At 45.2% G+C, this 13,228-nt stretch carries 9 protein-coding genes and 2 pseudogenes; 1 reads left to right on the top strand and 10 read right to left on the bottom strand.

Going from position 1 to position 13,228, the window contains the following annotated elements:
* Positions 1–462, bottom strand: a pseudogene (locus tag BISA_RS12640) (helix-turn-helix domain-containing protein); the annotation flags it as partial.
* Positions 463–647: 185 nt separating this feature from the next.
* Here BISA_RS12640 and BISA_RS12050 point away from each other — a divergent pair.
* Positions 648–995, top strand: a pseudogene (locus BISA_RS12050) (transposase); the annotation flags it as partial.
* Positions 996–1,044: 49 nt separating this feature from the next.
* On the opposite strand, the gene BISA_RS09560 reads toward BISA_RS12050, so the two are convergent.
* Genes BISA_RS09560 through BISA_RS09520 form a run of 9 tightly spaced genes read right to left on the bottom strand, consistent with a single transcriptional unit; the run spans position 1,045 to position 12,391 of the window.
* The gene (locus BISA_RS09560) at positions 1,045–2,466 is read right to left on the bottom strand and encodes a Coenzyme F420 hydrogenase/dehydrogenase, beta subunit C-terminal domain (RefSeq protein WP_033891680.1); all 1,422 of its coding nucleotides are present in this window, start codon (positions 2,464–2,466) and stop codon (positions 1,045–1,047) included.
* Positions 2,463–3,974 carry a lipopolysaccharide biosynthesis protein gene (locus BISA_RS09555; RefSeq protein WP_033891679.1) on the bottom strand — a complete coding sequence of 504 codons (1,512 nt, stop codon included), beginning with the start codon at positions 3,972–3,974 and terminating at the stop codon, positions 2,463–2,465. The genes BISA_RS09560 and BISA_RS09555 overlap by 4 nt, the downstream gene beginning before the upstream one ends.
* 42 nt (positions 3,975–4,016) lie before the next feature.
* Positions 4,017–5,132, bottom strand: coding sequence for a polysaccharide pyruvyl transferase family protein (locus BISA_RS09550; protein WP_033891678.1), 1,116 nt, complete (start codon positions 5,130–5,132; stop codon positions 4,017–4,019).
* Between the two features lie 41 nt (positions 5,133–5,173).
* On the bottom strand, positions 5,174–6,205 hold the full coding sequence (locus BISA_RS09545) for a glycosyltransferase family 2 protein (protein WP_081890102.1): 1,032 nt from the start codon (positions 6,203–6,205) through the stop codon (positions 5,174–5,176).
* A complete protein-coding gene (locus BISA_RS09540; protein ID WP_081890101.1) occupies positions 6,202–7,380 on the bottom strand; it encodes an O-antigen ligase family protein in 1,179 nt (392 codons plus the stop codon). Before BISA_RS09540 ends, BISA_RS09545 begins: the two co-directional genes overlap by 4 nt.
* The gene (locus BISA_RS09535) at positions 7,380–8,495 is read right to left on the bottom strand and encodes a glycosyltransferase family 1 protein (protein WP_051917483.1); all 1,116 of its coding nucleotides are present in this window, start codon (positions 8,493–8,495) and stop codon (positions 7,380–7,382) included. The genes BISA_RS09540 and BISA_RS09535 overlap by 1 nt, the downstream gene beginning before the upstream one ends.
* A gap of 57 nt (positions 8,496–8,552) precedes the next feature.
* Entirely contained in the window at positions 8,553–10,337 is a 1,785-nt protein-coding gene (gene menD, locus BISA_RS09530) for a 2-succinyl-5-enolpyruvyl-6-hydroxy-3-cyclohexene-1-carboxylic-acid synthase (protein WP_033891675.1), read from the bottom strand.
* Positions 10,338–10,352: 15 nt separating this feature from the next.
* Positions 10,353–11,498, bottom strand: a complete 1,146-nt coding sequence (locus BISA_RS09525) for a polysaccharide pyruvyl transferase family protein (protein ID WP_033891674.1) — start codon at positions 11,496–11,498, stop codon at positions 10,353–10,355.
* A 2-nt stretch (positions 11,499–11,500) separates the two neighbouring features.
* Positions 11,501–12,391 (bottom strand): glycosyltransferase, encoded by an 891-nt coding sequence (locus BISA_RS09520; RefSeq protein WP_051917481.1) that lies wholly within the window; start codon positions 12,389–12,391, stop codon positions 11,501–11,503.
* Between the last annotated feature and the right edge of the window lie 837 nt (positions 12,392–13,228).

Here is a 13,228-nt window from a genome sequence, read left to right as displayed (position 1 = left end):
TGCCCCGTACACCCCGCCGCTATCCCTCCACACGCGCTCCGACGTCCGCCTCATGGGGGTCGGTCCGCTCGGCTTCGGGGTGTTCGAGCATCCAGTGGTAGGTGGACTTCGCGACGCCCGGGATCCTGCATTGCGCTGATATCGGGTAACGGCCGGCGTTGGTCTGTATCACGTCTACTTTCGTGCGAATACCGGCGCCGCTTGTTCTGAAACATCCACCTCCATCTCCAGCTGGCGGTTGCGTTTGCGCAACTCGACCGGCTCGTTCTGCTCGGGCGTGCGGTTGTCGGCGGCCTTCGTGGATCCGCTGTTGCGAATGCCCTGCACCCACCGATGCAGGGTGGAACGCGAGATGTCGTACTCCGCCTTGATCTCACGTGCAGGCTTGCCGTTCCCGTACAACTGCACGATCCGGCGTTCGGACTCCTCCTCGTAATGACGGGGATGCCTCGAATCGGCCATGACCATCAACTCCTTCGTTGCCTAGTCCCTCAAACAACCGTCCAATACCTGTAGCCAATCCAGGACTGGCACCAACGATTCGGAGGAGGCACCCACGCCGACGCCATCATGGACAAGATCGTGCACAACACCACCTGGATAGAAACCGGCGACTGGAACATGCGCGAACACGCCCCGGCAAGTAACGACTGCTCGCCATGCTCGAGACCCGTCTGCCCGATAGCGCGAACCCGATACTCCACTCCGACATGGGCTGGCAGTACCAGCACCGGTGGTGGCGTGAGCGGCTGGCCGGGCTGAACATCCGCCAGTCCATGAGCAGGAAGGACAACTACATCGACAACGCCGCGACCGAGCAGGTGTTCGGCCACTTGAAGGACGAGTTCTACACCCGGCCGCGAATTCTCCTCCTACGAGGAGTTCAAGACCGAACTGGAGGCGTACATCATCCACTGGAATACCAGACGAAGACAGGAAAAAAACTGGAGGGACACACCCCGGAGGAATTCCGGAGCATGTCCCTCACAGACTAATCAGCTACCCTTAATAAACCATGTCCAACAACCGTAATCAGTTTTGTTATTATCTGTGTTTTATTATTTGCAGGCATTGTTTGATGATTTTCTTGCACTTGTGGAGCACACGTTTTTGGAAAGGAATGCTGGTATGCCGGTATTCTCGCTCATAAGGACGCATGTGTTTGATGAACACATCAAAATTTCCGGCATCCACGGCCTCACGAAAAGCAACGAAACTCTCATTCTTTAAGGTGGTGCGCATGGCATAAATAATCTGACGTTGCTCGCTGATACCTTCCAAAGAAGGCTTTACTCGCTTTGTTGGAGTCCATTCGCCTCGCTTCTCATGCACGTGGAGACGATAAGCAAGTCCTTGGCGACGATGCCGGAAACCGCCAGCTTGTGATTGGTAAACTTCGTCCGCATTGGAGTCATGCAGCACAAGTTCATCCATATGACGCTCAAAAAGATTCAGCACATCTTGATTACGAACGATAATGACATTGCATCCTTCGCCGTCAGATACGTACTTAGGAATCCAAGCATCGCCAAACGTCACGTCAGCGGTCTCGGCAAGTACGTCATCGCAATAATCGCATGCATTGTATTTGAAGTATCCAAGACCCCAATTGGTAACCGACAGCTCTGCAGTGCGCTTGATAACCGGCTGGCCGCCATCAGTACGACGCACTTCAACTGCATAGTCGGACGCTGGAGAGCCCGGCGTCTTGTGACGAAAATCTACTCGGGCTATCTTATCCAGCGGAACGCCGGACTCCCATGCTTCTGCTTTAGCGAAGTAGTCAGACTTCAAATGGCCACATACCAAACCGATACAATACTTGATGCGTTCGTTCAGGATTGGATCTTCACGGCGCAGCAGTCGCACGGCTTTGACAAAACATGGAATGCCGACGAATAGGTAACGGCCTTCATGCTCACGGACATAGTCAAGGGCCTCAGTCATTTCGACGGGATAGTATTTGGATTTTGCGCCTGTCTGAAGCTCGTCGACCGTATGCGAAATCTGAATGGTGTACATGTGCTCAGGATCAGGACCGTCCTTCGCATGAATAACGGCATCTACCAGTCCGTCTTCAAGCATTTTGGCAGCTGTCCAACTGACCAAGCCACCGGAGCTGCCGCGTGAACGCCATCCATCTGCCTGCACATATCCGACATAAGTGTTCAAGAAATAGCCAAGGTACTGGTTGTGCTGCACACCGGTCTGAGAACTGAATAGTTCTTTTCCGAGTTCATCTTCATTCGTAGAAGCAGCAAACGGGCAGACGCGCTCCACAGCAGACCAATCCCGCACCTGACCGTTAACGGAAACGGAGTAACAACCATCAACACTCTTCGCGATTCGGAATGCTGGATCAAGATACGCACACGAACCACAACCGACGCAATATGTGGTTTGACCGTCAACCGCATCCTGATCTGGTGAAGCAATTACTTGTTCAATCACATGAGTATCGCTCATTTTGATACCTTTCTTTTGACGAATCCAAAAACTCTGATACGTTCTTCGGCTGTTAGCGACACCTTTGCCGCGCAACTGATATATGCCAGGGAATATATGACTCCCCACGCTAGGAACATGATGATGGAATTCACGGGAAGCAGATATGTTCCCAACAGGCATACAGCAATAATCGCGAACGACATCAACATCGTAGGTGTCATCTTGCGCCAGAAATAGATCATGTCCAGGCCAATACGCTTTTGGTAATACCAGTTCATAAACAGGCCGGTGCCTAACGCGATACTGGCCATATAGCCAATGGCTGTGGCCCAATACCCGCAAACTGGAATCAGGACTACTGACAAAACAATATCGAGTAGAGCCGTGAATACATATACGATGCTACGGGCCTTATGCCTGTTTTTTGCACGTTGAATCTCGATTCCGGTGTTCTGTGTCAATGAAATCATGACTGGAAGAACCATAATCACGCTCAGCCAGTACGCATCCATGTTCGCTTTACCGGCCCAAATCTGAACGAAGTATTGTCCAATGACAATAAAACCACCGTACAGAAACCAAAACAGGATCATTTGGTAACGGCCGACACGAGTCATCAGTTTAGTAAGCACTGTGTTGTCATCATGTTCAGCCACAATTTTGTTTATCATTGGCACGAACACGCTTGACATCGTGGTGCTCATTGCAAAAAAGATATTTCTAATCTGCACCGCGATTGAGAATGTAGCAACCACGGTGGAACTGGCCATGGCACCAAGTAAAAAATTGGGCACATTGTTATTTACCAAATCAAAAATCTGGTTGAGAAAAATCCAGAAACTGAAGATTGCTACGGCTTTGAACAAACTCCATTGCAACCCCGTAAACTGGAATCGCATGCTAAGTTTACGCACTGCATAAACAATATTCATCAGTAACAAAATGGTTGAAATGGTTAAGGTCGCCAGTGCAACGCCGACTGCGCCCATACCCAGCCAGAGTAGAAACACCGCCAAGATAGGAGTGGCTAACGTAGTGAGCAACTGGCGAGTCTGCTGATAGATGAATTGTTCCCTGGCAACGATGTAGGAGTTGAAAGGGTTGGAAAATAGCTGCACAGACACGCTAATTGTCATGATGACCATGAGCTCACGTGCAAGAACCAATTCAGAGGGAGTCAATCCATTAGAGAAAAGTGCATCCACATTCATCGTCAGAGCTATGCCGCCCAGCAAGCACAGCGCGATAACCGCAACATAGACCAGCAGAAACATACCATTGAGCCGACGAATGCCTTCAGGAGTGCCGTGTGCCTTCTCCTGCATATAGAAACGAACATAGCTGCCATAGAAGCCCGCGCTGAGCAACGTCAAGGCGAACACTACGCTGTTCGTCATTTGGAACACGCCATAATCACCCTGTCCAAGGAAATGTAGGAGCAGAGGCACATACATTAAATTAACTAGGTTCTTCGTTATTACCGTCGCATAGCCTAGAATCGCGCCCACTTTACGTTGTGATGCCATCTTTTCCTTTCCGCAAACAACGATCAAACAGACTCTGCAAGCTCATTCGCTAATGCCGATTTTCGCCAGGGCGTCATCAAGCCACCGGCGAGATTCACGCCGGTGCTGTTCGAGTAAATCGTTAACCCGCGTATAATCAACCGGATCGAGTCGGGTATCGTCATCCATCATGTCGTTAAGCTCAAAAAGCCGGAACAATGTCTGCATACGAGAATTCATACTGGCGGTGCCAGAAAAACCGGTGCGGTTGAAAACCTTGAATTGCTTATTAAAAATGATAGAAAAACAACACGCATGGTAGGAATCCGTAAACACAAATTGAGATTTAGAGAACATTTCAACAAATTCGCGTGGTCCAACAACGTATGTTTCTGGATCAGAGATATCCAGCATTCTGCGTATCTTGTAGCCATGCTTTTTGGCGTATTGTTGAATAACTTTATCTTGTTCTAGAGATGGTTTCCCTAAAAAGTAAGTAAGCACATATCGCTCATCTTTTGGAATGTAATTACCGGGAATGATGTCATTCCACCTTGTTGAAGTCAGCATAAGAGTGGGGTCAAGGACAACGGAAGCAGGCTGTCCTGAAAGCTCACGCACAAGGAGTGCGCCTTGGTCCTCACGTACGGAAATGGCACTAAGTCTAGGTAGGAATTGTGCATATGCCTCGCTAGAGGACTCTGAAACCTGTGATATGCCGAAGCTGGCAGCATAAGCGATGCCAGTATGTTCGGGGAACAATGAACCGAGCCTAACCTCTAACATATCGTTTTTGACCAAACGATCATTCCAAACCTGGTCGGAACCGATAATGAAGCGTTCGTTACCGGAAAGATGACGTGAGAAGCCGACACCAGGGGTTAAAGACAATAGCCCATCATTCACAAATTGATTCGTAAATGATTCAAAATTTTTCCGACGTTTCTTCTGTAGCGCGCCGGCTGCACCTTTATGCTCTCGAATGAATCTCTTTATCGGTCGAAGAATATTCTTCACCGCGGCAACGCAACAGTTACTTGACTGAACAGCGCAGTGCAGAGTGCTTACTTCACATGCATATGTGCGTAGCACTTCCTGCAATGCATAGTTCTGAAGACGATTTCCATAGTTGGCGTTATCGTTGATGGTCAATATCCAAAGTGAATGTTTTTTATCCATGCTATACCTATTTTTTGAAATAATTATTTGAATTAGTTTTATTAGTGCTTCTTAGATTTCAAAGTGCTCAATAATTGTTTTATGTGCAGCAACATTGAATATATGTAGTAATGTCTACCTAAAATTAGGTGACACTGAAGCGATGATGCATAGGCGTCTTTTTTCAAATAAGGGTTATTGCGCCATTTCGGGAAATGCTTGGTGCAATAATGTTCAAGCTCTTTGATAAATGAAGACTGCGGACCACACCATGAAATCGCCCGAGAGATGCCAAAACATAAAACATGTTTGATTGCCAGCCACTCGATTTCATCGAAATATTCTTTGGAAGAAACACGGTCCAAAATCACATCAAATGCATCCGTTATATCCATAATACGTTTTGGATCGGGTGTATTGACCATGCTTGTCTCGCGATGAACGTATCGGTATAGATCTATGTCAGCCGCATAAACCGTGCAAGCGTCTACGTATAATGGGACTACACTGGCAAGATCTTCACCTATGCGTACATTCGTTATCAAATCATAACCGGCATGGTTATAAAACTCACGATTATAAACTTGTCGCCAAAGAGCACCGCTTTGCACCAACAATGATTTCCGAGGGACTGTCCCATATTCTTGGTGAGTCATAGCATAATCGCTTAAAGGAACACCATTATCATCAACTATAGTTGCGTTAATTGCAAGGATATCAGGGGAATTCTTTTCAAGAAGATCTAGGAGGTAACACTGCTGTCGCCAATCAATATAGTCATCGCTGTCTAAAAATTCGATGTATTTTCCCGTCGCATGCTTAATGCCAAAAGATCGAGCTCCATTCTGTCCTTGATTGTCATGACGTAGCAGCAACATGTGATTAGAACATTTTTTTTGATAATCAATCAACTTGTTTGCGGTGATAACATCTGATCCATCATCTACAACTATGATTTCGATTCGAGAATCAAAATTCTCCATAAAAGGTGAGAGACATCGTCTTAGATAAGCATCTTCTGTATTAAAAACAGGTATTATAATGCTTATAATATGATTGCTGCGACACATATCAATCATTTCTATTTCACTCATTTAATTGGCTGTTCATAGCATCTGAACTTATAATTATTATTATTATGAATTATCGTGATTTCTCGAATGTGATACATGGTGAGTAGAAGAAGAAAGATATATATCATATATGTATAAATCTCTGATGTCATCATTATCGAGTAAGCTCCAAAACAGGCAATAAGAATTTTATATGCTCTTGTATGGAAATAGGGTTTTACAGCTAAAGAAATAAAAAGCATCATCAAGCAAAAACATATCACTGTGAATAAGCCGCCATCATATGCAAGTTGAAGCCATTGATTATGTGCCTGCCATAAGGTGTATTTGTAAGGGACGAAATTGCCGTTTGCGGCCATTCCGTGTCCTAATAATGGTTTTTGGGCAATAATTGGAATGGCAATACTCCAAATATCAGAACGTCCAGTCAAGGTAGAATTCTTACCTAAGACGCCGCTGATTAACCATGAGAAATCTGTTTGTATCTGACGAAAAACGACAAAATAAGTAATTATCAAAGAAATAATAGTGAGGCCGAAAGGAGAGCATAATGTTCTTGTCCTCGTCATATTCGACAAAAGCATGTAAACAATAACTGCTACACCTAATCCAACAAGTGCTGTACCAATCCAAACCATAACAATGTTAAATAACGAAATCGCAATAGCTAACGCAGTGCGAGTGCCGATATTTCGACATTGCATCCAATCGCATATCATGCTAATAGCAATCATTACGAAGATTGGATCAGTGAATCGAGTGCGAATTCCGATAAAGTAAATACCGTCTATGAGCCCTCCAGGAGATAGTAATACTATAAGAGAATTAATAATCATATATAACAGAAGCATATCTGCAAGCGAATTTAAAAATCTCTCAAAATTAACTGTTGAGTAGTATTCGAACAGTAAACAAAGTGCAAGTAGGACAATAGACATATAGCCCCATGTGAGCAGATCATTGTTTTCTGCATATATTGTTTGTACGCCGAAAGATAAACGATATAAAATGATGGCGGCAAATAAGGGGGTTATTGAAACTTTGAAAGTAAAAGCTTTATAAAGAGCATAGCTGAATACGATCAATGCCCCAATGATGTATATTGCATTAAATATACCAAATTTCACAGCAAGTTTTGGCTCACAGCAGACAGCCAACATTAAAATTTGTACTGGAGAACTAATACGTTTTTTCATTATTCTTGACCTGTATTCTTGATTAAGAGATCGCTGTAAAGCTGTTCCATAATCAAGGTATTGTCATGATAATCATAACCTGATTTACGAACGATAGAATCGTAGCCGTAGCGTGACTTTTTTAAGCATTGACTTATTTGTTTGGCCCAATAACCCGGTCCTTTATCTAAAGGAATATATTGTATTAAATTCGAGACAGATGTTTCACGAGTAATCGAATCTGCCATAAAACAAGGTAGTCCTGCACATTGTGCTTCAATGCCAGCCAGGGGAAGACCTTCATATAAAGAAGGCATCACGAAGGCATCCATTGCATTGTAATATTCCTGTGGGTTACCTGTTACCGATTCAAAAATCACATTTTTGCTGATTCCGTATTCATCAACAAGTTTTTTGATAGATTCTTTGGTTTCGCCTTCTCCGACCATAAGTAGTTTGCTATGAGGATTTATCTTTTGTAGTTCCAGATAAATACGGATTAAGTACTCATGATTTTTTTGTAGGTTAAAACGACCTATATGACCAATGAGGAAACTGTCTTGTTCTACGCCAAGTCGTCTTCTCGTTTTTTCTCGCAATGTATTATCATATGCAAATCTTTTTGTATCTATTGCATTTTTTGCAATAGAGAATTGCTCATTGCCGAATAAAAATCTCCCTGCTTCCGTTGAGCAAGCAAGTCGTACATTAGCGTATCTTTTTGCTTCTTGAAACATTATGCGCTTAGCTACGCCTTTTGGAGTCTTTAAAAAAGATGTTCCATGACTATGTATGATACGAACAGGAACTTTAGCCCTCTTGGCTGCGCCAAGATAAAAGACGGCCAAACTAGCGGCTTGGCCATGAACAATGTCAAACTTGTGTTCTGAGAATAAATTCTTTAAGCCCTGATGGTATTTAAAAATATTTTTATCATCAAGAACGGGTAATCTATAGATATGGCATCCGTATGATTGAATCTCGTTATCAAAATATGACTCTGACATATGATGTTCAAGAAAATCAAAATGAAAACGCTCACGGTCAATTGACCGCAGCATATTCATGATATAATTCTCTATTCCGCCAGAATTCATATTTGGTACTACTTGTAGTATTTGAATTGGATCGTTCATTTCTCTCATCCTCGTACGCAGATTATCGGAAAGTGTGGCAAATCTTATATGATTTATTTACTTCAACTTGATGCCTAATTTATCTGCGACTTTCACGGCAGTTTCTTTGCCAATTGTGGACTTAACGATTTCTTTAGCTTCTCGTTTCATATCAGAAATCAAATCCCTTGGCCGGCTTAAATTATAGAAATCATAAATAGCTTTTGAGTCCGTACTCATTTCGCTAAAAACTTCAAAGAAGATGGGTTTATCGGATTCGCTGGCCATAAACTCTGGGAGCGTCTTATTATATGTATCTTTATCAGAAGCAGTCAAATACTTGAAACCGCAGGATTCGGCCCATCCTTTTGCGTTGGTATTATGACGCGCTGTGGTATGCAAGTCGCTGGCTTTATTTTGATACATGCCGTTGTAATAGAACTCTTCGCCACCGTGATTGTTGAGCAACATAATGCGAACATTGTTGCCAATATGACGGATACGCAGGGCATTCATATCGTAGAAGAAGGCAAGATCACCAATCATAAGATAGGCGGGTTGGTCTCCAAGAACAATTGCTTGGCCAAGGAAGGATGATAGACATCCGTCAATACCATCGGTGCCAATGTTTGCATACGTTTTGACATTCGGATGCAATTCAAAGAAGTTTGTCAGTCGAATTGCGTTATTGATGCTCATATGGATGATGGAGCCAGAGGGCACCTGCGTGACAACATGTTGAACCGCATAGATATTGGACCAGGGGAACTCATGGTATTTCACGCTCTGTGCATATTGCTCAATCTGATGATGGTAAACAAGATCATTCTGACTGTCATCCCCTGCTGTCTCGTTGAAGAAACGGAAGAAATACTCAGGAGTGCACTCGAATATGGTGGTCAGACTCTTAAACAAGTCACAAACATGACCGTCTTCTTGAATAAGCCAATGTTCGAACTGCCCAGCTCGCTTGCATAGGTCGGCCTTCACTCCTTGCATTACATTGCCGCCATAGGAAATCACAATGTCAGGAAGCAGCTCATCAGCTTTCTTGTCGGAGATAAACCTGGAGTCCAGACAAACAGAGGTATTAATTGCACCTTCACATTCAACGTTCGACATGTATTCCATGGAAATAGAACAGTTAAACTTATGGAAGAACTCAGTCATCTGCTTCTGCTGTTCATCGGAAATATAGCTCGACTGTCCACAAACCACGAGAATACGCTTTGCCTGCTGCAGCTCACGAACCTTTTCTTCCCATTTTGCAGCCGCAGTCTCATGTCCAAGACGCTCAATGCAAGTAACTTTAGGCAGTTCCTGTACGGGGAACGACGTGCTGTACCACTTCATCGGTACATTAATATGCACAGGACCCGTTTGCCCATTATGGTCAAGTTCCAGCAATGCCTCATTCACTAGACGCTGACAATAGATGAAATCATCATCCGTCTTCACTACAGGCAGATTCACAGACTTGCGCACATGCCTGTCATACATGCCCACCTGATCAATCATCTGATCTTCGCGCTGACCCAGCATGGCCACATCACGGTCACCGGTAAGCACAATCAATGGAACGCCCTGATAATACGCCTCAGCAACAGGCGGCCAATAATTGCAGGTCGCAGTAGAGGATGTACAAGAAATAACAACAGGCTCATGAAGCTGCTGAGACAGCCCCAGAGCAAAATATCCCGCGCTTCGCTCATCAACAACCGAATAGCACTTGAAGAAGGGGTCTTCCTCAATAGAATGCACGAAAGGCACATTCCTGGAACCTGCAGAAAGCACACAATGACGGATACCTCGTGCTTTCAACAAGGCAATAATAATCTGATACGACTTAATCTCGGTAATCATGAACGTTTCCTCTTCTCAGTCGTTAATTGCGGTATTGAGGAAGGCGAGAGCTTCCCCACGTTTGGTTTCAAATACCTGATGCACGTGTTGGTAATCAATCGGATTATCGATTACGCTCAAATCTCGATAGTCCTGCAGATACTGGTCTGTTTCGCCGGTCATTTCCAGCAGATTCATGATGCGGCCGCTGAAACGGCCCGGGCTAATAGAAACGAACTTTTTCGCTAGATTCATCGAGAACGCAGTGCCGTGGAATGAGTCGGTAACCACATATTCGGCGCTCATGAACAATGAAACGAACTGTTCTACCGTGGGGCACACAATGGTGTGTACACCCGTGCGGCGTTCGTTTATGCCATACGCGATGCGGTAGAGAGGCAGCCCAAGTTTCTCGGACAAACGCTTGGCATACTCGTCAAACTCATGATTGCGGTTAAGTTGGTAAATCAGAATGAATGGCTCTTTCGGCACATCGTCGCTGTGCAGCTCGGCCCAGTCATCTCGTGTAAGCATAAGCGTTGGGTCGATTACGGGAACTGCTCCACGAATACCGATGGAATCCAACAGGTCCGCCGCTTCAGCTTCACGCACGGAAATGTGCGAGTACTTCAGCAGTTCCTCACGCATCGGCTCGATTTCCCAGTCGTCAAGCTTGGACTTGCCAATGCTCGCAGCATAGGCGATTTTCTTTGCACCTTCAGGCGCAAAAGTGAGATAAAAGGCTTTCTCAAACCCCTTGTTCCAAGTGCTATTCCATACTTGGTCGCTACCAGTGCAATAAATGTCTGCTTTAGGTGGGTCTTGTTCTAACTCGTCGATGGAATAATACGGGCGTGGAGTTAGGTTCAATTTGCTGTGGCGGAAGGCGTTCAATGGGGCAGCGCGACGCTTTACCATATGACTCACTGGAATACGGGCCAAAGCTTTTACGCCAGGAATCTTGAAAATTGGCATCTTGCTGGCGACTTGACCGTTAAGTGCACGATCAGTCTCATTTTCAGGTATTGCATCAGCTCGGTAGTAGTCCACGATAGTTGGATCGGCTCCTACACGTGCTAGCACTTTTTGCGTGGCATAAGTTTGCAAGCAGGAACCATAATTCGGAGAATTGTGCAATGTGACGACTGCAACGGTCGGCTTGTTGCTGGCGAGTGCTGTCATTATTAATTGGTTCCTTTTCTCAATAGATGTGTGTAAATGAATGAGCGAAGTCCGTTGGGAATGAGGCATACGATCACGTGGGGAACCGTGGAAGCCAAGAACTGTGGGAAAGTGAAGTAGCCTCGTTTGAGCTGTGCGGTCTTGAACCTCCAGATATGAGGCAAATATGCGGGACCTCCACGGCGACCATAGAAATCAGCACTCACGCGCATGGCCACCAGAGGACGATCCACATTCCACGCACGGCACCCTGAAGCCAGCATTCGATTGAATAAATCCCAATCCTCGAAATATAAGAACTCAGGACTGTAATTGCCCGCAGCTAGCGCCTTAGACTTCTTGAACACCATCGAGGGATGGCGGAACGGATTACGCTTCTTTGAATACGCAACAATATCTTCGAAGGAAACAGGAAGCGTAGAGGCAGCAACTGGGGTATCAGGATTGTCGATAAACTCAACAATTTGAGAACCGACCATATCCAGGGATCGGTCACGCATCACACAGAGCTCAGTCTCCATACGATCCGGGAATGCGATGTCATCTGAATCCATGCGAGCCACAATTTCATTGCGGCATTCAGGTACGCCTTTCATCAATGCGTACCCCAGACCGTGGTTTGGTGAGTACGAGACTACGGTTAACAAACTAGGATGAGCCTTATCGAAACGGCTAATAGCGGAGTAAAGCGAATCGGTGAGCGGACCATCCTCCACTAGCACTATTTGTTCTGGCGGAATTGTCTGCGCAAGCATGCTCGCCAAGGATTCCTCCAGAAAAGAGGAATCCTCTTTTGCGTACACGCTCATCAACACGCTGTATGGTGGGAAAATATTAGTGTCTTGAGCGACGCCGTTTGACGCCACTACTTCGGAATCTTCAGTGATTTTCACCGCTGACAACTTCCGACATAACGGGCGTTATCGGCGCAATCTTGATATTTGCATGCCTATCTCAGTCAAAATGACTGAGATAGCGAGTGAAATAATTCCGCGTTGAATAAGAAAACTGTCCTAGTGAAAATGGCTTAGTTCCAGTAAAAACTAAGTTTTTGAGATCCCATATATGGATGCGGAGAACTTGTATATCTCAGTCACTATCTCAATAATGTGATTGAGATAAATCAGTGTGACTGGGATAAGCATTGTCTATTAATTAATGCGGGAGTCCCCGTCGCTCTACCCGTTGAAAGCTCGATGTAAGCGCTTACCCACCCTACATACTTTCCAGTAAGTGGAATAAGTGTTAAGAATCTGTGTGCGAATGTGTGCGTTAACACCGCAAGAACCGCTATATTTTGCGGTTTATCTTTGTAAAACAGCATTCCCCCGTGTCTCATTTTCAGGGGTATGAGACACCCCCGTGGGTTATACTGCTCTCTAGTTTTGTCATGAGGCACAGCTGTGCCGCAGGCAGGGAGGAAGAGCCGTGGAGAAGAGACCATTAGCCGATAACGCCCGTTATGTCGGAAGTTGTCAGCGGTGAAAATCACTGAAGATTCCGAAGTAGTGGCGTCAAACGGCGTCGCTCAAGACACTAATATTTTCCCACCATACAGCGTGTTGATGAGCGTGTACGCAAAAGAGGATTCCTCTTTCTGGAGGAATCCTTGGCGAGCATGCTTGCGCAGACAATTCCGCCAGAACAAATAGTGCTAGTGGAGGATGGTCCGCTCACCGATTCGCTTTACTCCGCTATTAGCCGTTTCGATAAGGCTCATCCTAGTTTGT

Origin of the sequence: Bifidobacterium saguini DSM 23967 (genome assembly GCF_000741715.1) — a bacterium.
Lineage (GTDB): Bacteria > Actinomycetota > Actinomycetes > Actinomycetales > Bifidobacteriaceae > Bifidobacterium > Bifidobacterium saguini.
This window is presented reverse-complemented; position numbering and strand designations above follow the sequence as displayed.